Source organism: Escherichia sp. WS1152 (genome assembly GCF_046487665.1).
Classification (GTDB): domain Bacteria; phylum Pseudomonadota; class Gammaproteobacteria; order Enterobacterales; family Enterobacteriaceae; genus Escherichia; species Escherichia coli.
On sequence record NZ_JBJQJA010000004.1, the window covers coordinates 277020 to 297777 of the forward strand.

Here is a 20758-nt window from a genome sequence, read left to right on the forward strand (position 1 = left end):
TTATTGTTAGCGTGCACAAATGGCAGTTTGATGACAGTTCGCCTGATTTTTTATGCAAAAAACGTAAAGATTTTCTACTTCCTTCCTGCAGCAAGCGTAAAGTAAGCAGGCTTATTATTTTTTGGCAAGGAAACCACGATGTTTGATGTCACTTTGCTGATCCTGCTCGGGTTAGCTGCGCTGGGCTTTATCAGTCATAACACCACTGTCGCCGTTTCAATTCTGGTGTTGATCATTGTCCGCGTCACACCGTTAAGCACCTTTTTCCCGTGGATTGAAAAACAGGGGCTAAGTATCGGGATAATCATTCTGACGATTGGCGTTATGGCCCCCATCGCCAGCGGGACGCTACCGCCCTCAACCTTGATTCACTCGTTTCTGAACTGGAAATCGCTGGTGGCAATTGCAGTAGGCGTTATTGTCTCCTGGCTGGGTGGGCGCGGCGTGACGTTAATGGGCAGCCAGCCGCAACTGGTTGCTGGGCTGCTGGTGGGCACTGTTTTAGGCGTTGCGCTGTTTCGCGGCGTACCGGTTGGCCCGCTTATTGCCGCGGGTCTGGTTTCGCTGATTGTGGGGAAACAGTAGTTAATCCCGCAATATATCGGCCTGGCGTTTGCCCCAGGCCTTTCTTAAACATAGTAATAAAGGCCGTTGTTGAATCATACCCCAGCGTATGAGCAACTTTCTGTACAGTATCGCCTTTCACTAATCCCTGAAGCGCCATAATCAGCTGTAACTGCTGACGCCACTGGCGAAAACTCAACCCCGTCTCTTTTACTATCAGTCGGGCAAGATTGCGTTCACTCATCGCAAAAAAGCCAGCCCATTGCCCCAATGACCCCCACTCGACGGGCCCTTTCGCCATCATCTCCACCATCGCGCGGATTTTAGGATGAGAAGAAACGGGTAGGTGCAGCTGTTGTTGTGGCTGCTGAGGGAGTTCATCAAACAGGACCTGAATTAATCTGCGGGTCATCGGCTCAGCACGCTGAGTCGTCGTCCTGTTTGCCAGAGTTAAAATTAATTCCCGGCATAAGGGCGATATTTTCAATGTGCAACATGTTGTCGGCATTGTCACTGCGCTGGGTTCGATAAACAGAAAACAGAGTTCAGCGTTAGCTGTCACTTGATTGCTATGTTCCACCCCGCCCGGTATCCAAACCGCATATTGTGGCGGCACCATCCACAAAGCATTTTCCACCGTACAGGTAATTGCACCATGTAATGCCAGTATCAGCTGTCCTTTGCGGTGCTGATGTACAGGACTGGTTAACTCATCCGTTCCGGCGTGAATACAAAATGCGACCGCGGCTTCATGGTGTCGGTCGGGTTCATAGCCATTGAGATTCAACCTGTGCATCATTTTGTCCGAATTTAGCGATAATTTGTCATTTTAGCTTGATTCAACATAACAATAAAAACGGTAAGGTACAGCCTCGTTTGTAACAATGAGAAGCATATGACCTGTTCAACTTCATTAAGCGGCAAAAACAGGATTGTCCTTATCGCTGGCATTCTGATGATTGCCACAACATTACGCGTCACCTTTACCGGCGCAGCACCGTTACTGGATACGATTCGTTCCGCTTACTCGCTAACGACAGCGCAAACCGGCTTATTGACCACCCTGCCATTATTGGCCTTTGCGCTAATCTCACCTCTGGCTGCCCCGGTGGCTCGACGTTTTGGTATGGAACGTAGCCTGTTTGCCGCGTTACTTTTGATCTGTGCAGGTATCGCAATTCGCTCTCTCCCTTCGCCTTACTTATTATTTGGCGGTACAGCGGTCATTGGCGGTGGGATTGCATTAGGTAATGTCTTACTGCCAGGATTAATTAAACGCGATTTCCCTCATTCCGTCGCCAGACTTACCGGCGCATATTCCCTGACAATGGGAGCTGCGGCGGCCCTGGGATCGGCTATGGTAGTGCCGCTGGCTTTGAATGGTTTTGGCTGGCAAGGCGCGTTGCTCATGCTGATGTGTTTTCCTCTGCTGGCTCTTTTTTTATGGCTGCCACAGTGGCGAAGCCAACAACATGCAAATTTGAGTACCTCGCGCGCCTTACATACTCGGGGTATCTGGCGTTCGCCGCTTGCCTGGCAGGTAACATTGTTTCTTGGGATCAACTCACTGATCTATTACGTAATTATTGGCTGGCTTCCGGCGATCCTCATCAGTCACGGCTATAGCGAAGCACAGGCGGGTTCACTGCATGGTTTGCTGCAACTAGCCACAGCAGCTCCCGGTTTGCTGATCCCACTTTTCTTACATCATGTGAAAGACCAGCGTGGTATTGCAGCGTTCGTTGCCTTGATGTGCGCAGTGGGCGCGGTTGGGCTCTGCTTCATGCCAGCGCACGCGATCACCTGGACTCTGCTTTTCGGTTTTGGTTCCGGCGCAACAATGATACTGGGGTTGACGTTCATTGGTCTGCGGGCTAGTTCTGCGCATCAGGCGGCGGCACTCTCGGGGATGGCACAATCCGTCGGGTATTTGTTGGCAGCCTGTGGACCGCCGCTGATGGGTAAAATACACGATGCTAACGGTGACTGGTCCGTACCACTAATGGGTGTTGCAATACTTTCACTACTGATGGCGATTTTCGGACTTTGCGCCGGGAGAGACAAAGAAATTCGCTAATATCCGGTGCTATAGTGACGTGACAAATCATGCGTGAAAGGGAGAAACAAACACGATGAATATTCAGTGCAAACGCGTTTATGATCCGGCAGAACAGAGCGATGGTTATCGCGTACTGGTCGACCGCCTCTGGCCGCGCGGTATCAAAAAAACCGATTTAGCCCTTGATGAGTGGGATAAAGAAATCACGCCGTCAACGGAACTGCGCAAAGCCTTTCACGGCGAAGTCGTCGATTTTGCAACCTTTCGCGAGCAATATCTTGCAGAACTGGCACAACACGAGCAAGAAGGAAAGCGGCTGGCGGACATCGCCAAAAAACAGCCGCTGACCCTGCTCTACTCAGCAAAAAACACCACGCAGAACCATGCGCTGGTGCTGGCCGACTGGCTACGTAGCTTGTGATTTTAGTACAGCATCCGGCGGTTATTTTTCACCAGCCGGATGGTCCCGTCGCCACAATGCCCATTCATCAATCGTTTCACCGCCCGGTAATTTGCAATTGTTGCTGACCCCTTGCGCTGTCTGCACTGGAATGAGCGTCCCGCCCTTCTGCTGGCAATAGACCGACGCCGGATTTGCCATACCAATCTGCGGCGGTTTAGGTGCTTCTGGCTGAGAAGGGGTTGAACAACCAGCCAGGACCAGCAAGCAAGGCAGAACAAAACTGATAATTTTCATTTATTGATCTCACATATGTATCCAAGCTTAGAGTATCGCGGTATCGTTTTGTTTTGCAGCACTATTTTTATTACATTCACTCAAATCATATTACGCCTTGTTTCATCTTTGTTGATGATGTTTTATCATGCCTGCAAAGATTAAATAATCAGCATTTACCCGCCGTATCCTGGAGTTGTTTCGTGTCAGATCAGATTATCGCCCGCGTCTCGCAATCCCTTGCCAAAGAACAGTCACTGGAAAGCCTGGTCCGACAGCTTCTGGAGATGCTGGAAATGGTCACTGATATGGAATCAACCTACCTGACCAAAGTGGATGTCGAAGCGCGCCTGCAGCATATAATGTTTGCCCGTAACAGCCAGAAAATGCACATCCCGGAGAATTTTACCGTCTCGTGGGATTACTCGTTATGCAAACGCGCCATTGATGAAAACTGCTTTTTCAGCGATGAAGTCCCCGACCGTTGGGGCGACTGTATTGCGGCACGCAATCTTGGCATCACCACATTTCTGAGCACGCCAATTCACTTACCGGATGGATCATTCTATGGCACGCTTTGCGCCGCCAGCAGTGAGAAGCGCCAGTGGAGTGAACGCGCGGAACAGGTTTTGCAGTTATTCGCCGGACTGATTGCACAATATATTCAAAAAGAGGCGCTGGTAGAACAGCTGCGCGAAGCCAATGCTGCGCTGATTGCGCAATCGTATACCGACTCGTTAACCGGGCTACCGAATCGGCGGGCGATTTTTGAAAATCTGACGACGCTGTTTTCCCTCGCCCGGCATCTTAGCCAAAAGATAATGATCGCGTTTATCGATCTGGATAACTTCAAATTAATCAATGATCGTTTTGGTCATAATAGTGGCGATCTGTTTCTCATTCAGGTTGGCGAGCGCCTTAATACGCTCCAGCAAAATGGCGAAGTTATTGGTCGTCTCGGCGGTGATGAGTTTTTGGTTGTTTCACTAAACAACGAGAATGCGGATATTTCGTCGCTGCGAGAACGCATTCAGCAGCAAATACGCGGAGAATATCACTTAGGTGATGTTGATTTGTATTATCCTGGTGCCAGTCTTGGCATAGTAGAAGTCGATCCTGAAACGACCGATGCAGACAGTGCGCTGCATGCTGCCGATATCGCGATGTATCAGGAGAAAAAACACAAACAGAAAACACCTTTTGTCGCGCATTCAGCGCCACATTCCTGAGGCGTATTCACATCCTTTTGATTGGTGATAACATGCGAATCGGTATTATTTTTCCGGTTGTAATCTTCATTACAGCGGTCGTATTTTTAGCATGGTTTTTTATTGGCGGCTATGCTGCCCCGGGAGCATAAAGATGAAAAAAACAACGATCATTATGATGGGTGTGGCGATTATTGTCGTACTCGGCACTGAGCTGGGATGGTGGTAACGTCACATCTAAAAAATAGCAAAGGCTGCCTGTGTGCAGCCTTTGTGCAATTTACGCGTTAACTTTTAATCTTCCTGTAGATAAATAGCACGACAATCGCACCAATAACGGCAACCACGAAGCTGCCAAAATTGAAGCCATCGACTTTACCAAAGCCAAACAGCGTGCTGATCCAACCGCCGACTACGGCACCGACTATCCCCAGCAGGATAGTCATAAAGAATCCACCACCATCTTTACCTGGCATGATCCACTTCGCCAGAATACCGGCAATAAGCCCAAAAATAATCCATGACAGAATGCCCATTGTTTCCTCACTTATCTGTTTTGCATTAGCGGGTTAGTCGCTGATAAAAAGCATAGCACAACATCGGGAGGGCAAGATTTGTGACGAGCATCACGGAGGATTTTTTTGCGATGGCGCAGAAATTGCGCCATCAACGATCAGTGATAATTACCAACCACAAACATCATGTTCGTTTTCCGTGTCATAAGAACGCACGGTATTCACCAGATCTTTTATCACTTCAGCCGCCACTTCTGGCACCAGCAAAGTCATCGGCGTCTCTGTTTCATAATCGACAGAAACGCCATTGCTGTTATTGGTGACGGTCACGGTATACGTTGCTTTGCCCATGATTCATTTCCCGTTATGAATGACTTTCCGTTGTTGCGCACCTTCCATCAGGACTTCAGGAGCCACGAAGAAGTCAATGTTGAAATAAGTATCGTCAGTCATGGCTTCAATGTTGTGCCACTTTTCTGGAGGGAACACCGCAAACTGCCCCGCTTCGATAAGGATCACCTGATCAGGCTCTGCACTGTGTTCATCAGCGTAGCCGAGATATTTGACCGCCCCATGCATAACGGAAAGGCGTGGGTAAACCCCCGGGCGCGTTCCTTTATCAAGATGACGTTCGAATATTCCGGCAGGCGCAGTTTGTTTATTCCAGAAAGGCGTTGAGCGCGTATGAATATAATTCTGTGGGATTTGAAGCATCCTTTTCCCTCCTTCGGTGAATGCGCTGAAAACGGTTTATTCCAGCCGTTTCAGGGTACGCCTGATAATTTGCATTTTAAATACCATTTATTGGTTACTTTTTAGCACCATATCAGAGAAGAATCAGGGAGGATTATAGATGGGAAGCCCGCGACAACGCGGGCTGAAAGCATCAGGATTGCAGCGTCGCCAGTCGGGCAGCGAAACCCACGAACATCAAACCAATCAGTGAGTTGCCAACTTTAGCCAGTTTCTTTTTGGTACGTATGTACTGCGTGACAAAAGCACCAGATATAATCAGGAAGCTCAAATAGCAGAAACTCACCAGTTCCAGCGTCGTCGCCAGAATAAAGAATGAAATTCCCGTATGTGGGGCATTAACATCGATAAACTGTACGAAAAACGACACATAGAACAAAATGGCTTTCGGATTAGTCAGGCTCAAAATTAACGCGCGTTTAAAAATAGCACCGTATTGGGGCTCATCGGATTTGGCCTCGCTATTTTTACCCTTCAGGGTCGCGTAAAGAATTTTACTCCCCAGATAGAGCAAATAAAACGCACCAAGATAACGTACAATGTTGAATAATATCGGGGTGGTCTTAATTAATGTCGCCACTCCAGCCCATGCCAGAAACATCAATACCGCATCGCCAATAAATACACCGCAGGCCGCAAGATAACCGCCTTTCATACCGCTACTGACGCTATTTTTGAGTACAAACAGGGTATTTGGCCCTGGCACCAACACAATAAAAATGGCCCCAACCAGATAGGTCCAGTAATTCAGAACCCCGTATTCAGCGAACACATTAACCTCTTTAATTATCTTTCGATCATGCGCGATTAAAGGTGAATATGCTAACCAATCTGTAGCGGCTTAGAAAGGAGAAAATCAGGTTTTAACCTGATATCAACCCGATAATTGAATCATTAATCAGGCATGCTCCAGTGAAAAATTCGGGTAGTGCTCGGCAAAATACTGGCGTAAAAATTCTACCGTTATCCGCACTTTCGCTGACGTCGCCAGCCTTGAAACATAAACGGCCCAGACGTTCGCTGGCTGGTAATATTCCGGTAGCACTTGCACTAAATGACCACTGGCAATGTTTTCGCTAACATCCCACCAGGAACGCAGAGCAATCCCCTGCCCATCGAGACACCACTGATGGACAATTTCTCCATGATTAGACGACAGTGGGCCGGTGACTTTAATCGCATGGTGGCCTTCTTTATTGCGTAATTGCCAGACACCAAAAGGATGATCGCGCTCTTTAATGACCAGGCACGGCAATGCAGAAAGATCGGTTAAATGTTTCGGCGCGCCATGTTGCGCAATAAATTCCGGCGACGCGCAGAGAATGCGGTAATTGGTCGCCAGTTTGCGGGCGATTAAATTAGGGGCGATGTCATCGCCAATGCGAATATCGAGATCGACACCTTCATTGACCAAATCGACCAGCCGGTCTTCCACATCAAAACGTAATTCCAGTTGCGGATACGCCTTCGCCAGCGCTGATAACGCCGGAGCCACCACCTGTCGTCCAAAACCAAAGCTGCTGATAATACGCAGCATCCCCTGTGGCACCTGACGCACGTCAGAAAGTTCGTCCATCATCTGACCGACATCCTGCAAAATCCGCTGCGCCCATTCATAAATCCGCTCTCCTTCTTCGGTAATGGTGACGCGGCGGGTGGTGCGGTGTAACAACACCACGTTTAGCGTTTGCTCCAGCAAGGCGATGCGCTTGCTGACGAACGCCGGTGAAACGCCCAGTTCTTCCGCCACGGCGGCAAAACCAGCCCGGCGAGCCACCAGCATAAAGACGCGCAAATCATTCAGCAGCGGTAAATTATTCATGATTCGTGTTTTATGTTTCACCAGTTACGGGGATTAATTCCTTTTCAGTCAATTATAGGATGGTGATGTTGTCAATTTTGATGGTCAGGAAGTGAGAACCCAATGATGAAAACGATGCGTATTGCTGCGATCCCGGGAGACGGGATTGGCAAAGAAGTCCTTCCTGAAGGGATTCGCGTGTTACAGGCTGCCGCTGAGCGCTGGGGCTTCGCCTTGAGTTTTGAGCAAATGGAGTGGGCGAGCTGCGAGTATTACAGCCATCACGGTAAAATGATGCCGGACGACTGGCATGAGCAACTTAGCCGTTTCGACGCCATCTATTTTGGTGCCGTCGGCTGGCCGGACACCGTTCCGGACCATATTTCGTTGTGGGGTTCGCTGCTGAAATTTCGTCGTGAATTCGACCAGTACGTCAACCTGCGCCCGGTTCGTCTCTTTCCTGGCGTTCCCTGCCCGCTGGCGGGAAAACAGCCTGGCGACATCGATTTTTACGTGGTCAGGGAAAACACCGAAGGCGAATATTCCTCGCTCGGCGGTAGAGTGAATGAAGGTACAGAGCATGAAGTCGTCATTCAGGAATCGGTATTTACGCGTCGTGGTGTCGATCGCATTTTGCGTTATGCCTTCGAACTTGCGCAAAGCCGCCCACGTAAGACGCTAACTTCTGCCACTAAATCAAACGGTTTAGCCATCAGCATGCCGTACTGGGATGAACGAGTGGAAGCAATGGCCGAGAATTACCCGGAGATCCGCTGTGACAAGCAGCATATTGATATTCTCTGCGCGCGTTTTGTGATGCAGCCGGAACGCTTCGATGTGGTGGTGGCGTCCAATTTGTTTGGCGATATCCTTTCCGATCTTGGCCCGGCCTGCACCGGCACCATTGGCATTGCCCCATCCGCCAACCTGAATCCGGAACGCACTTTCCCGTCGCTCTTCGAGCCTGTCCACGGTTCCGCGCCGGATATCTACGGGAAAAATATTGCTAACCCTATCGCCACAATTTGGGCCGGTGCAATGATGCTCGATTTTCTCGGCAATGGCGATGAGCGTTTCCAGCAAGCGCATAACGGTATTCTGGCAGCGATTGAAGAAGTGATTGCTCACGGGCCGAAAACACCGGATATGAAAGGCAGTGCCACCACGCCACAGGTTGCCGACGCGATTTGCAAAATTATTTTGCGTTAAGGTCAAACCAGTTTATTTGAACCGCGTCACTGACGCGGTTTTTTTATTCGTTCTTTGCAGTTAATAACCTGCGTCATTTCACCTTTTATTGTTTCCGTTTCGTGTTTTATGGCTTTCCGTATTCTTAATTGTTTAATTTATGTAACATGCAAATAATCAATTTGTTAAACACAACATACAACTCATTACCCTGCAAATAATTACAACTGGCAAAAGCCAGAGACGGGCTTTTATGCCCAGGAGATGACTCATGATGAGCAATGTTAAGAAAAAAGATGTGCCGCTGATAAGCATCAGCCTGGTGGCCATTCTTTTCATCGCAGCTGCATTAAGCCTTTTCCCACAACAATCGGCCGACGCGGCCAACGCAATATACACTTTTGTTACGCGTACGTTAGGTTCCGCCGTACAGGTATTGGTTTTGCTGGCAATGGGACTGGTGATTTATTTAGCCACCAGTAAATACGGCAATATTCGTCTTGGCGAAGGAAAACCGGAATACAGCACGATCTCCTGGCTGTTTATGTTTATTTGTGCCGGTTTAGGTTCTTCTACGCTTTATTGGGGGGTTGCTGAATGGGCCTATTATTATCAAACGCCTGGATTAAATATCGCACCGCGTTCACAACAGGCACTCGAATTTAGCGTCCCTTACTCCTTCTTCCACTGGGGCATCAGCGCCTGGGCAACTTATACGCTGGCCTCATTAATCATGGCTTATCACTTTCATGTGCGGAAAAACAAAGGTCTGAGTCTTTCCGGCATTATTGCCGCGATTACCGGCGTTCGCCCGCAAGGCCCATGGGGAAAACTGGTTGATTTGATGTTCCTGATCGCCACTGTCGGCGCACTGACTATTTCCCTTGTTGTTACCGCAGCAACCTTTACTCGTGGGCTTTCCGCGCTGACCGGTTTACCCGATAACTTCACCGTGCAGGCATTTGTGATACTGCTTTCCGGCGGCATTTTTTGCCTAAGCTCATGGATTGGTATCAACAACGGTTTGCAACGTCTGAGCAAAATGGTTGGCTGGGGCGCGTTCCTGCTGCCATTACTGGTGCTGATTGTCGGTCCAACCGAATTTATTACCAACAGCATCATCAATGCCATCGGCCTGACCACGCAAAACTTCCTGCAAATGAGCTTATTCACCGATCCGCTTGGCGATGGTTCATTTACCCGCAACTGGACCGTTTTCTACTGGCTGTGGTGGATCTCATACACCCCTGGCGTAGCAATGTTTGTCACCCGCGTTTCCCGCGGTCGTAAGATTAAAGAAGTTATCTGGGGACTGATCCTCGGCAGCACCGTCGGTTGCTGGTTCTTCTTCGGCGTAATGGAAAGCTATGCCATTCATCAGTTTATCAATGGCGTAATCAACGTCCCACAGGTGCTGGAAACACTGGGCGGCGAAACAGCTGTACAGCAAGTTCTGATGTCGTTGCCAGCCGGTAAATTGTTCCTCGCCGCATACCTGGGCGTGATGATTATTTTCCTTGCCTCGCATATGGATGCAGTGGCCTACACCATGGCGGCGACCAGTACGCATAATCTCCAGGAAGGTGACGATCCTGACCGTGGGCTGCGTCTTTTCTGGTGCGTGGTGATCACTCTGATCCCGCTTTCCATCTTGTTTACCGGTGCTTCGCTGGAAACGATGAAAACCACCGTCGTGCTCACAGCCCTTCCCTTCCTCGTCATTTTACTGGTGAAAGTCGGCGGATTTATTCGCTGGCTGAAACAGGATTACGCCGACATTCCGGCTCATCAAGTTGAACATTATCTCCCGCAGACACCGGTTGAAGCCCTGGAAAAAACACCAGTGCTCCCTGCGGGAACCGTATTCAAAGGCGACAACTGAGCGCCATCATCCTAACGATAAAGGTATCCCTATGAGCAATCTGAGCCCTGACTTTGTACTACCCGAAAATTTTTGCGCTAACCCGCAAGAGGCGTGGACCATTCCTGCCCGTTTTTATACCGATCAGAACGCCTTTGAACACGAAAAAGAGAACGTCTTCGCCAAAAGCTGGATTTGCGTCGCTCACAGCAGCGAACTGGCGAATGCCAATGATTATGTGACGCGTGAGATCATTGGCGAAAGCATAGTGCTGGTACGCGGTCGTGATAAGGTTTTGCGCGCGTTCTATAACGTCTGTCCGCACCGTGGTCATCAGTTGTTGAGCGGTGAAGGAAAAGCAAAAAATGTGATTACCTGCCCATATCACGCATGGGCATTCAAACTCGATGGCAATCTGGCCCATGCACGTAACTGCGAAAACGTCGCCAATTTCGATAGCGACAAAGCGCAACTGGTTCCGGTGCGTCTGGAAGAATATGCCGGATTCGTCTTCATCAACATGGACCCCAACGCCACCAGCGTAGAAGATCAGTTACCCGGTCTGGGCGCGAAAGTGCTGGAAGCCTGCCCGGAAGTCCACGATCTGAAACTGGCGGCCCGCTTTACCACCCGCACGCCTGCCAACTGGAAGAACATTGTCGATAACTATCTCGAGTGCTATCACTGTGGTCCGGCGCATCCAGGTTTCTCCGACTCCGTACAGGTTGATCGTTACTGGCACACCATGCACGGTAACTGGACGCTGCAATACGGTTTCGCCAAACCGTCCGAACAGTCGTTTAAATTTGAAGAGGGTACGGATGCGGCATTCCACGGTTTCTGGCTGTGGCCGTGCACGATGCTGAACGTCACCCCGATCAAAGGGATGATGACGGTCATTTATGAATTCCCGGTGGATTCTGAAACTACCCTGCAAAACTACGATATTTACTTCACCAATGAAGAGTTAACCGACGAGCAAAAATCGCTGATTGAGTGGTATCGCGATGTGTTCCGTCCGGAAGATTTACGTCTGGTTGAAAGCGTACAGAAAGGGCTGAAATCGCGTGGCTATCGTGGTCAGGGGCGCATCATGGCCGACAGTAGCGGTAGCGGCATTTCCGAACATGGTATCGCCCATTTCCATAATCTGCTGGCGCAGGTATTTAAGGACTAATGACATCGGCGGCGGTATTTTCCGCCGCCGGGCTGATTTTTGATGGAGTACAGCAATGTCAGACTATCAAATGTTTGAAGTACAGGTGAGTCAGGTGGAACCGCTTACCGAACAGGTGAAACGCTTCACGCTGGTGGCAACCGATGGCAAACCGCTGCCTGCGTTCACCGGAGGAAGTCACATCATAGTGCAGATGAGCGATGGTGATAACCAGTACAGCAATGCGTATTCACTACTGAGTTCACCGCATAACACCTCTAGTTATCAGATTGCCGTTCGACTGGAAGAAAACTCGCGCGGCGGTTCCCGCTTTTTGCATCAGCAGGTAAAAGTGGGCGATCGGTTAACGATCTCAACGCCTAATAACCTGTTTGCGCTAATTCCCTCAGCCAGAAAGCATCTGTTTATCGCGGGCGGTATTGGTATCACCCCTTTCCTGTCGCACATGGCAGAGTTGCAACACAGCAACGTCGACTGGCAGCTACATTACTGCTCGCGAAATCCAGAAAGTTGCGCATTTCGTGATGAGCTAGTCCAGCATCCGCAGGCTGAGAAAGTCCATTTGCATCATTCATCAACCGGAACACGACTGGAATTAGCGCGATTATTGGCGGATATCGAACCTGGCACACACGTTTATACCTGTGGCCCCGAGGCGCTAATTGAAGCGGTAAGAAGTGAAGCTGCGCGTCTGGACATCGCCGCCGATACGCTGCACTTTGAGCAATTTGCTATCGAAGACAAAACCGGCGATGCATTTACCCTGGTGCTTGCCCGTTCCGGAAAAGAGTTTGTGGTGCCGGAAGAGATGACTATTTTGCAGGTTATTGAAAATAATAAAGCCGCGAAAGTGGAATGTTTATGTCGTGAAGGGGTATGCGGAACCTGCGAAACGGCAATACTGGAAGGTGAAGCTGACCATCGGGATCAGTATTTTAGCGATGAAGAGCGTGCCAGCCAGCAAAGTATGTTGATCTGTTGTTCGCGTGCGAAGGGTAAACGCCTGGTGTTGGATTTGTAGTTTGCCGAAGCCGGATGTGGCGCTGAGCGCGCCCAGTCCGGCTTCGGAAGATTTTACTGCGGATATTCCTGCAATAAATTGTGTAATGCTTCCGCCATCAGCTCACCACGCCAGCCGGAAATCAGCTCCGGCAAATTGTTCTGCGGTTTCAGTTTCCAGTGCCAGTTCAGCAGTTGGTTGATTTGCCGACGCGATGCCAGCAATTCGGCGCTGATCTTATGCGTTTCGCTCACGTCAGTAATCAGCGACTTAATCGCTTTAAACGCTTTACGATAACCCGGCATGTCCATCAGGTTAAGCATCGGCTGCGGTAAGGCATCTTCCGGCAATGTCTGCGCTTTTTCCACCAGCGCCAGCAGCGTTTTACCGTGAAAGCGGATTTCGCTACCGGATAACCCCAGGCTGTCCAGTTCGCCTAAACTTCCCGGCATATAACGCGCTACCGACCACAAATGTTCTTCACGCACGACAAAGTTCACCGCCAGATCGCGCTCTCGCGCCTTGCGCAGTCGCCAGTCGGCTAACAGTTGCAGACAGGCCAGTTGGCGTGTGCGTAATTGCCAGGCATTGGTGATATCACGCCAGGCATCTTCCGGCGCAACGACTTCCTGACGACGCATTTGCATCAGGCGGCATTCATCCAGCGCCGCAGGTAGCCAGCCGGAGGCCTCCGTTTCTACCATAAGCTTGGCGGTGATCGGTAACAGATACCAGACATCCGCCGCTGCATATTCACACTGACGTTCGGTCAGCGGTCTGGCCAGCCAGTCGGTGCGCGATTCACTCTTGTCCAGCGTAACGCCGGAATACTCTTCCACCATGGAAGCGAAACCCCATGACATCGGGCGTCCGCTGAAGGCAGCAAGAATTTGCGTGTCAATCAGGGGTTGTGGTAATTCGCCAAAGACATTGAGGAACACTTCCAGATCTTCACTGCCTGCATGGAGAAATTTTGTGATGGACGGATCGCGCAGGATCGCTTTCAGCGGTGACCAGTCGGTGATCCCGAGAGGATCAATTAGCGCCAGATGCTCGCCATCGAAAAGTTGAATCAACCCCAGCTGCGGGTAATAAGTGCGCGTACGAACAAATTCAGTATCCAGGGCTATCGCCGGAAAGGCACGGACGGCTTCACACAAAGAAGCCAGCGCATCGTCCGTGGTAATCATTTGGTAATTCAAATTGTATTCTCTTTAGTGGGCGTCAAAAAAAACGCCGGATTAACCGGCGTCTGACGACTGACTTAACGCTCAGGCTTTATTGTCCACTTTGCCGCGCGCTTCGTCACGTAATTCTCGTCGCAAAATTTTTCCGACGTTAGATTTCGGTAACTCATCACGAAACTCCACCAGCTTCGGTACTTTGTAGCCCGTGAGCTGACGGCGGCAAAAGGTCACCAGTGACTCTTCGGTAAGCGATGGATCTTTTTTCACTACAAAGATTTTCACCGCTTCACCACTGGAGCCGGAAGGTACGCCAACAGCCGCGACTTCCTGTACGCCAGGATGCTGCATGACGACATCTTCAATCTCGTTGGGATAGACGTTAAAACCGGAAACCAGAATCATGTCTTTTTTACGATCGACAATGCGCAGGAACCCTTCTTCATCCATCACCGCGATGTCGCCGGTGTGTAACCAGCCATTTTTGATGATCTCATCGGTAGCATCCGGACGCTGCCAGTAACCCAGCATCACCTGCGGTCCTTTGACACAAAGCTCACCCGGTTGACCCGGTGGTACTTCATTATCATCATCATCCACCAGTTTGGCTTCCGTCGACGGCACCGGCAAACCGATGCTACCACTATGATAATCAATATCATATGGGTTAACGCTGACCAGCGGCGCACACTCGGTAAGGCCATAGCCTTCCAGCAGATACTGTCCTGTCAGTTTCACCCAACGCTCTGCCACCACTTGCTGCACTGGCATCCCACCGCCTGCGGAAAGATGCAGACTGGAGAAATCCAGCTGCTGGAACTCTTTATTGTTCAGCAACGCATTGAACAAGGTGTTAACGCCAGTGATAGCGGTAAACGGATATTTCGCTAACTCTTTTACCAACCCTGGAATATCACGCGGGTTAGTGATAAGCAGGTTCTGCCCACCCAGTTCGATAAACAGCAGGCAGTTAATGGTCAGGGCAAAAATGTGATACAGCGGCAGTGCCGTTACTACCAGTTCTTTACCTGGATGCAGCAACGGCCCATAGGTGGCGTTGACCTGTTCCAGGTTCGCCAGCATATTGCGGTGAGTCAGCATCGCGCCTTTCGCCACACCTGTGGTGCCGCCGGTGTATTGCAGGAAGGCTAAATCTTCCGGCACCAGTTCGGGTTTGACGTACTGCATCCGGTAGCCGTTATGCAGGGCGCTACGAAATGAAATGGCATCTGGCAGATGGTATTTCGGCACCAAACGCTTGATGTATTTAACAACGAAATTGACTACCGTGCCTTTTGCCGTAGATAGCTGATCCCCCATACGGGTCAGAATTACGTGCTGAACGGCGGTTTTATCAACCACTTTTTCCAGTGTGTGAGCAAAGTTAGACACAATAACAATCGCCGATGCGCCGCTATCGTTAAGCTGATGCTCAAGCTCACGCGGGGTATACAACGGGTTAACGTTTACGACGATCATCCCGGCACGCAAAATGCCAAACAGCGCCACCGGATATTGCAATAAATTAGGCATCATCAACGCAACGCGATCGCCTTTCTTCAGCCCCAACCCTTGTTGCAAATAAGCGGCAAACGCGCGACTGCGTTCTTCCAGCTTGCGGAAGGTCATCACCTCCCCCATATTCACAAACGCAGGCTGATCGGCGTAGCGCGCGACCGACTGCTCAAACATATCTACCAGAGATTGATAACGGTCAGGGTTGATCTCCGTCGGAACGTCCGCGGGATAACGGTTAAGCCAAACCTTCTTCAATTCTTCACCTCTAAAATGCGTGTTCGTCGTCATCGCAACCCCAAATGATATACATGCCGTTAACATAATATTAACTCATCATACCAGCTTGATAATTACCCAACGAAAAGGTTGCGAAGCGCGTCACTATTTATTTTTATCTTTACCGTAAGAATGCAGAAACAGCGGACCAGCCGCTGTTTCTTTTTCTTTAAAAACAAGCAATTATTCAGTTACAACTGTTTGTACTCTCGCGGGGCCGGGATTATACCAGCCCCATCCGCCGTAGCCATAGGGCCAGCCACGACCGCCATAAAACCATGGATCAATCGGCTGAGGCGGCATAATCACCTGCTGGGTTAAATGCCAACGTTTGTAACCCGTTACTTGCATCACCATAAATTTATAGGGCGTGTTGCCGATTTTTCCGTCAACCGCACCAGTGATTGGCCCGACTACCGTAACCAGTTGTCCACGGAAATCCACCGGGTCCAGAAAACCGTTCACATCGGCATAAATGCGACCGCGAGAAGGTTCTCCCAGCGTCGGTCTGGCTCCGCTGTCCAGCAGTACGGTAGCAATTTCCAGGCGGGTTTTCCCTTGCTGGTTTTGTACCGCAACCACTTTGCCACCAAAGCGTGCCTCCTGACCAACGTACAGCTGCGGCGCACTCATCACCCGAACTAAATCTTGTTGCGGCGTGGGACTACTGCCTTTAATGGCGTCCGGCACAGTGACACAACCGCTCAGCATTAGCGCAAACGTACCTGCCAGTATGCCTTTGATAACATTCTTTTGAACCGCCATGATGCGACTCCTTTTTTTCTCAGGGCATACTCTTAAGATTCATTCTTTGCCCGGAAGTTTCTTCCATACGACATTGTTACGTAAATAAACCGGTTCGGCATGTTCCACCGCCACCGTTTTACCCTCAGCAAACATCTGACAAGCAATCGGCAGCATATCTTCTGCAGCGGGGAGTAACACTTCGCCATCGCGCAAAACCAGCCCGCTCTCTTTACCGAGATCCGGCCAGGCTTGCCAGCCTGTACCTACCGTCACCCATTCCCCGGAAAGCTGTTGCATCCGTTCATGAACGAGTTCGGGTTTGAGTACGGCTTCGGTTTCTTCGCCGTGCCAGACGCCGTTTTCATCACGCTGATATTCGGCCCAGTAAACTTCGCCCATCCGCGCATCAATGGCAGCCAGCACGCGCGTTGCGCCGTTTTTGCGCCACGCCCCCTGCGCCATCGTCATGAGCGTGGAGACGCCAATCATCGGCAGCGCCGCGCCAAGTGCCAGCCCCTGCGCAATGCCAATACCAATGCGCACGCCGGTAAAACTACCGGGGCCGCGCCCGTAAGCCAGAGCGTTAATATCAGTCAGGGAAGTTCCGCTGGTGGTCAGGATATCCTGCACCATCGGTAAGATTCGTTGAGTATGTTCACGAGGGCAAAGCTCAAAATGAGCGTTGACAGTACCGTCGTTCCACAGGGCGACAGAGCAGGCCTCTGTCGCGGTATCGATAGCCAGAATTCGCATGGGTCTTCGTGCTTAGATCAATAAAAAGGCGCGCATCATACCATACTCCGTAACAAATTACCTGGAGGATGGTATCGCAAGGAAACGAACCGCACGGGCAATGTCACGGGTGCGTGGCGCGGGCGGCAGACTGGCGAGAAACGTCGCGCCGTAAGGACGCATCACCAGCCGATTGTCACAAATTACCAAAACCCCGCGATCGTCGGCGTCGCGAATCAGTCGCCCGACTCCCTGCTTGAGAGTAATCACCGCATCCGGCAGTTGTACTTCATCGAACGGGTCGCCACCGCGCAAACGGCAATCTTCCATGCGCGCTTTTAACAATGGATCATCAGGCGAGGTAAACGGCAATTTGTCGATAATCACCAATGACAATGTATCGCCACGCACGTCCACCCCCTCCCAGAAACTACTGGTTGCCACAAGAAGCGCGTTACCGGCACTGACAAATTGCTGCAACAGTTGCCCTTTGCTGGTTTCCCCCTGCAATAATACGGGAAGCGTCATGGTAGCGCGGAACTGCTCGGCCAGATCGCGCATCATGGCGTGCGAGGTACAAAGCATAAAACAGCGACCGTTGTTAGCTTCGATGATCGGGCGCAGCATAGCCGCCAGTTGCCGCGCGGAACCCGGTTGATTGGTTTGCGGCAGGTTGCGCGGCACACAGAGTAACGCCTGGCGGCTGTAATCAAACGGGCTTGGCAATAGCAACGACTCCGCCTGTTCTATCCCAAGCCGCGAGGTGAAATGATGCAGATCGTCGTTCACCGACAGCGTTGCTGAGGTGAAGATCCAGCTACCGGGCTTTTGCGCCATTAACTCTTTGAATTTATCCGCCACGCTGAGCGGCGTGAGAGCCAGAGTAAAATGGCGCGAAGTGCATTCGTACCAGTAGCTGTAGCCCGGCTGATTGATCTCTTTTAGCCGCTTCAGCCGTGTGCGATACAACGTGGCGCGCTCAAATGCCGCATCCAGCAAGGCGGAACGCCCCAGTGACAGTTTCGCCACGTCATAACAAAGTTCCAGGGTGTCATCGAGCAGTAAAAATGCCCGCTGAATTTGCGGATTAGCTAACAGCTCACGCAGGTTACCGCGATAACCTGGCTCACCGAGTTGCAGACGAAAATCCTGCGCACTCTGGGCAAGACGATCAGCGCACTTTTGTAACTGCTGAGTGTCTTTTAATTCGGTGCGGTAGGCGATGGTGATGTCTTTTGCCAGGTCGAGCAGTTGTCGACTGGAGAGTGACTGACCAAAATACTGGCTGGCAATGTCCGGTAGCTGGTGGGCTTCGTCGAAGATCATGACGTCCGCTTCCGGGATCAACTCGCCAAATCCACTCTCTTTAACCACCATATCCGCCAGAAAGAGATGATGGTTTACCACCACCACATCGGCGTCCATCGCTTTTTTACGTGCTTTGACCACAAAGCAATCTTTATACATCGGGCAGTCGCTGCCAAGACAGTTGTCGTTGGTGCTGGTGACCAGCGGCCACGCCTGCGAATCTTCCGCCACGCTGACGCAAGTGCTGATATCACCATCGACTGTTTGATTAGACCAGGAGCGCAGCAGGATCACATCGCTTAATATTTGTACTGGAAGATCGCCCCCCGCCAGCGCCTGCTGTTCGAGACGTTCGAGGCAGAGGTAGTTTGAGCGCCCTTTCAGCAACGCCACGTTGCCCGTGTATTTCAACGCCTTTGAGACCGTCGGCAAATCGCGGCTATAGAGCTGATCCTGCAACGCTTTTGAGCCGGTCGAGATAATGACTTTCTTTTTCGCCCGCAGCGCAGGAGCCAGGTAAGCGTAGGTTTTGCCCGTACCGGTTCCTGCTTCCACCACCAGCGGCTGGCCTTTTTCTATCGCCTGGGTGACGGCTACCGCCATCTGTCGCTGTGGTTCTCGCGGCTTAAAGCCTGGTATCGCTTTCGCCAGCTGACCGTCTGGTGCAAAATCGTCCGTCACACTACCCCCTGTTGATTTGAACAGGGATTATGTCAGGATGAGGGCGCTTTCGCCAGTTGAAGTGGTGACGGCGACCTCACATTGTGGCAGTCTTTGCAGCACGAAAATGGAAGGATAATGAGGACAAAATGATGACTATCGTTCGTATCGATGCTGAAACCCGCTGGTCTGATGTAGTAATCCACAACAACACGCTCTACTACACTGGTGTACCGGAAAACCTCGACGCCGATGCCTTTGAGCAAACCGCCAACACGCTGGCGCAGATTGACGCCGTGCTGGAAAAACAGGGCAGCAATAAATCGAGTATTCTGGATGCCACCATTTTCCTGGCCGATAAAAACGACTTCGCGGCGATGAATAAAGCGTGGGATGCCTGGGTTGTCGCGGGTCATGCGCCGGTGCGCTGCACGGTACAAGCGGGTTTGATGAACCCGAAGTATAAAGTTGAAATTAAGATTGTGGCTGCGGTGTAAGCTTTATCGAAGCAAAATAAGTCAGACGATAACTTATCGATAATACTGGTCGGTTTTACATAAATCGACCAGAGAATAAGATATTACTGTTGATGCTTCTGCTAATTCATTATTTATTTTTATAATTTCAATTTTATCTATAAAACTAACTATATAAATAAACATAACCATGCCGTTGTGTTCGCCCTTTGATTAGCAACTCTGGTTTTCTTTCTTAGCTGAACAATCTGGTTATAGCGTGCGGACTGACCGTTAATTTTCTCCATCTTACTGGATAACACACCATGAGCTGCTACCTTTAAAACACCCGGATGTCAACAGGTTAACTCGTGCCATATCGTTATAATCCCTTTGATATTAGATGCAAATTAAGGTCATATATAGCCTTATCGATAACATGGTTAATTTTAAGGATAAGAATATGCCTGCTGTAATAGATAAAGCCCTGGATTTCATTGGTGCCATGGATGTATCAGCGCCAACACCAAGTTCGATGAATGAAAGCACGGCGAAGGGAATCTTTAAATATTTAAAAGAACTGGGAGTACCCGCGAGTGCCGCTGATATTACGGCGCGAGCTGACCAGGAAGGCTGGAACCCTGGGTTCACGGAAAAAATGGTTGGATGGGCAAAAAAAATGGAGACAGGTGAACGCTCTGTGATTAAAAATCCTGAGTACTTTTCAACATATATGCAGGAAGAACTAAAAGCACTGGTCTGAGTTAAATTTATATCAGCATAAATGGGTCAGGACGCTTTTAATCACATATAAAAAGCGTCCTTTTTCTCACAATCAAATAATCATCGGCTTCTATAACGAAATCGATACGGATTAGTGTGTTACTCGTCTTCATCCTCAAAACGCGCCACGATTCGCTCGCCGGAGTGGTTGGCACGCAGCTCTTCTGCCACCAGCGCGATTGCCTGGCCGCTGCTCATCCCTTGTGCCATCAGTTCCTGGATCCGCTCGACAGCTTTTTGCTGCTGTTCATGGGTGAGTGAAGGTAAACCTGCAAACATTGTTAACTCCTGCT

At 50.3% G+C, this 20758-nt stretch carries 25 protein-coding genes; 12 read left to right on the plus strand and 13 right to left on the minus strand.

Translation table 11 applies throughout. The features are described 5' to 3' along the window. The first annotated feature begins 138 nt into the window (after positions 1–138). Complete coding sequence (locus tag ACJHW7_RS09305) at positions 139–585, plus strand: DUF441 domain-containing protein (protein ID WP_000460707.1); 447 nt, start codon at positions 139–141, stop codon at positions 583–585. Here the strand turns inward: ACJHW7_RS09305 and nimR are convergent. Continuing rightward, entirely contained in the window at positions 542–1363 is an 822-nt protein-coding gene (gene nimR / locus ACJHW7_RS09310; protein ID WP_032154046.1) for a DNA-binding transcriptional regulator NimR, read from the minus strand. The genes ACJHW7_RS09305 and nimR overlap by 44 nt on opposite strands. Positions 1364–1459: 96 nt before the next feature. Here nimR and nimT point away from each other — a divergent pair, with 96 nt between their 5' ends. Together nimT and ACJHW7_RS09320 are read left to right on the plus strand one after the other, a co-directional pair. Continuing rightward, the gene (gene nimT / locus ACJHW7_RS09315) at positions 1460–2641 is read left to right on the plus strand and encodes a 2-nitroimidazole transporter (RefSeq protein WP_000128483.1); all 1182 of its coding nucleotides are present in this window, start codon (positions 1460–1462) and stop codon (positions 2639–2641) included. 55 nt (positions 2642–2696) lie between these two features. Next, positions 2697–3044, plus strand: a complete 348-nt coding sequence (locus ACJHW7_RS09320; protein WP_001025381.1) for a DUF488 domain-containing protein — start codon at positions 2697–2699, stop codon at positions 3042–3044. Between the two features lie 21 nt (positions 3045–3065). On the opposite strand, the gene yoaF is transcribed toward ACJHW7_RS09320, so the two are convergent. Then, positions 3066–3320 (minus strand): DUF333 domain-containing lipoprotein YoaF, encoded by a 255-nt coding sequence (gene yoaF, locus ACJHW7_RS09325; protein ID WP_000691930.1) that lies wholly within the window; start codon positions 3318–3320, stop codon positions 3066–3068. Between the two features lie 182 nt (positions 3321–3502). Between yoaF and dgcP the strand changes: the two genes are divergently transcribed. From dgcP to yoaJ, 3 genes are read left to right on the plus strand one after another with little or no spacing between them, the layout of a single operon-like run. Continuing rightward, positions 3503–4528: a diguanylate cyclase DgcP gene (gene dgcP / locus ACJHW7_RS09330; protein WP_001383245.1), complete on the plus strand. Its 1026-nt coding sequence runs from the start codon at positions 3503–3505 to the stop codon at positions 4526–4528. Positions 4529–4560: 32 nt separating this feature from the next. Then, entirely contained in the window at positions 4561–4659 is a 99-nt protein-coding gene (locus ACJHW7_RS09335; RefSeq protein ID WP_001219350.1) for a YoaK family small membrane protein, read from the plus strand. Positions 4660–4661: 2 nt separating this feature from the next. Next, entirely contained in the window at positions 4662–4736 is a 75-nt protein-coding gene (yoaJ, locus tag ACJHW7_RS09340; RefSeq protein WP_001386836.1) for a protein YoaJ, read from the plus strand. A 58-nt stretch (positions 4737–4794) separates the two neighbouring features. On the opposite strand, the gene ACJHW7_RS09345 is transcribed toward yoaJ, so the two are convergent. From ACJHW7_RS09345 to dmlR, 5 genes are all read right to left on the minus strand, one after another. After that, the gene (locus ACJHW7_RS09345) at positions 4795–5043 is read right to left on the minus strand and encodes a GlsB/YeaQ/YmgE family stress response membrane protein (RefSeq protein WP_000512153.1); all 249 of its coding nucleotides are present in this window, start codon (positions 5041–5043) and stop codon (positions 4795–4797) included. 147 nt (positions 5044–5190) lie between these two features. After that, positions 5191–5373 carry a DUF1869 domain-containing protein gene (locus ACJHW7_RS09350; protein WP_000513737.1) on the minus strand — a complete coding sequence of 61 codons (183 nt, stop codon included), beginning with the start codon at positions 5371–5373 and terminating at the stop codon, positions 5191–5193. A 3-nt stretch (positions 5374–5376) separates the two neighbouring features. Continuing rightward, positions 5377–5736, minus strand: coding sequence for a DUF1971 domain-containing protein YeaR (gene yeaR, locus ACJHW7_RS09355; protein WP_000939317.1), 360 nt, complete (start codon positions 5734–5736; stop codon positions 5377–5379). Between the two features lie 172 nt (positions 5737–5908). Then, positions 5909–6547, minus strand: coding sequence for a leucine efflux protein LeuE (gene leuE, locus ACJHW7_RS09360; RefSeq protein WP_000457207.1), 639 nt, complete (start codon positions 6545–6547; stop codon positions 5909–5911). A gap of 126 nt (positions 6548–6673) precedes the next feature. Further along, positions 6674–7597 (minus strand): DNA-binding transcriptional regulator DmlR, encoded by a 924-nt coding sequence (gene dmlR / locus ACJHW7_RS09365; protein ID WP_001061578.1) that lies wholly within the window; start codon positions 7595–7597, stop codon positions 6674–6676. Positions 7598–7699: 102 nt separating this feature from the next. Here dmlR and dmlA point away from each other — a divergent pair, with 102 nt between their 5' ends. From dmlA to yeaX, 4 genes are all read left to right on the plus strand, one after another. Beyond that, positions 7700–8785 carry a multifunctional D-malate/3-isopropylmalate/tartarate dehydrogenase gene (dmlA, locus tag ACJHW7_RS09370; RefSeq protein ID WP_021556887.1) on the plus strand — a complete coding sequence of 362 codons (1086 nt, stop codon included), beginning with the start codon at positions 7700–7702 and terminating at the stop codon, positions 8783–8785. A gap of 250 nt (positions 8786–9035) precedes the next feature. Further along, on the plus strand, positions 9036–10646 hold the full coding sequence (gene yeaV / locus ACJHW7_RS09375) for a BCCT family transporter YeaV (protein ID WP_001537023.1): 1611 nt from the start codon (positions 9036–9038) through the stop codon (positions 10644–10646). A 31-nt stretch (positions 10647–10677) separates the two neighbouring features. Continuing rightward, positions 10678–11802 (plus strand): carnitine monooxygenase, oxygenase subunit YeaW, encoded by a 1125-nt coding sequence (gene yeaW / locus ACJHW7_RS09380; RefSeq protein WP_000067822.1) that lies wholly within the window; start codon positions 10678–10680, stop codon positions 11800–11802. A gap of 55 nt (positions 11803–11857) precedes the next feature. After that, a complete protein-coding gene (gene yeaX, locus ACJHW7_RS09385) occupies positions 11858–12823 on the plus strand; it encodes a carnitine monooxygenase reductase subunit YeaX (protein WP_001287016.1) in 966 nt (321 codons plus the stop codon). A gap of 53 nt (positions 12824–12876) precedes the next feature. On the opposite strand, the gene rnd is transcribed toward yeaX, so the two are convergent. From rnd to ACJHW7_RS09410, 5 genes are all read right to left on the minus strand, one after another. Further along, positions 12877–13992, minus strand: a complete 1116-nt coding sequence (gene rnd / locus ACJHW7_RS09390) for a ribonuclease D (protein WP_021556888.1) — start codon at positions 13990–13992, stop codon at positions 12877–12879. An 81-nt stretch (positions 13993–14073) separates the two neighbouring features. After that, positions 14074–15759, minus strand: coding sequence for a long-chain-fatty-acid--CoA ligase FadD (gene fadD / locus ACJHW7_RS09395; RefSeq protein WP_000758422.1), 1686 nt, complete (start codon positions 15757–15759; stop codon positions 14074–14076). A 204-nt stretch (positions 15760–15963) separates the two neighbouring features. Next, positions 15964–16545 (minus strand): Slp family lipoprotein YeaY, encoded by a 582-nt coding sequence (gene yeaY / locus ACJHW7_RS09400; protein ID WP_072847811.1) that lies wholly within the window; start codon positions 16543–16545, stop codon positions 15964–15966. A gap of 39 nt (positions 16546–16584) precedes the next feature. After that, positions 16585–17280: a tRNA (adenosine(37)-N6)-threonylcarbamoyltransferase complex dimerization subunit type 1 TsaB gene (gene tsaB / locus ACJHW7_RS09405; RefSeq protein WP_021556889.1), complete on the minus strand. Its 696-nt coding sequence runs from the start codon at positions 17278–17280 to the stop codon at positions 16585–16587. 57 nt (positions 17281–17337) lie between these two features. Beyond that, entirely contained in the window at positions 17338–19248 is a 1911-nt protein-coding gene (locus ACJHW7_RS09410; protein WP_000128847.1) for an ATP-dependent DNA helicase, read from the minus strand. Positions 19249–19379: 131 nt separating this feature from the next. Between ACJHW7_RS09410 and ACJHW7_RS09415 the strand changes: the two genes are divergently transcribed. Both ACJHW7_RS09415 and ACJHW7_RS09420 read left to right on the plus strand, forming a co-directional pair. After that, positions 19380–19724 carry a RidA family protein gene (locus ACJHW7_RS09415; RefSeq protein WP_024227171.1) on the plus strand — a complete coding sequence of 115 codons (345 nt, stop codon included), beginning with the start codon at positions 19380–19382 and terminating at the stop codon, positions 19722–19724. A gap of 421 nt (positions 19725–20145) precedes the next feature. Next, positions 20146–20445: a DUF1889 family protein gene (locus ACJHW7_RS09420; RefSeq protein ID WP_001111995.1), complete on the plus strand. Its 300-nt coding sequence runs from the start codon at positions 20146–20148 to the stop codon at positions 20443–20445. Between the two features lie 119 nt (positions 20446–20564). Here ACJHW7_RS09420 and ACJHW7_RS09425 read toward each other — a convergent pair whose 3' ends face one another. After that, a complete protein-coding gene (locus tag ACJHW7_RS09425; RefSeq protein WP_000457334.1) occupies positions 20565–20744 on the minus strand; it encodes a YoaH family protein in 180 nt (59 codons plus the stop codon). Positions 20745–20758 lie beyond the last annotated feature (14 nt).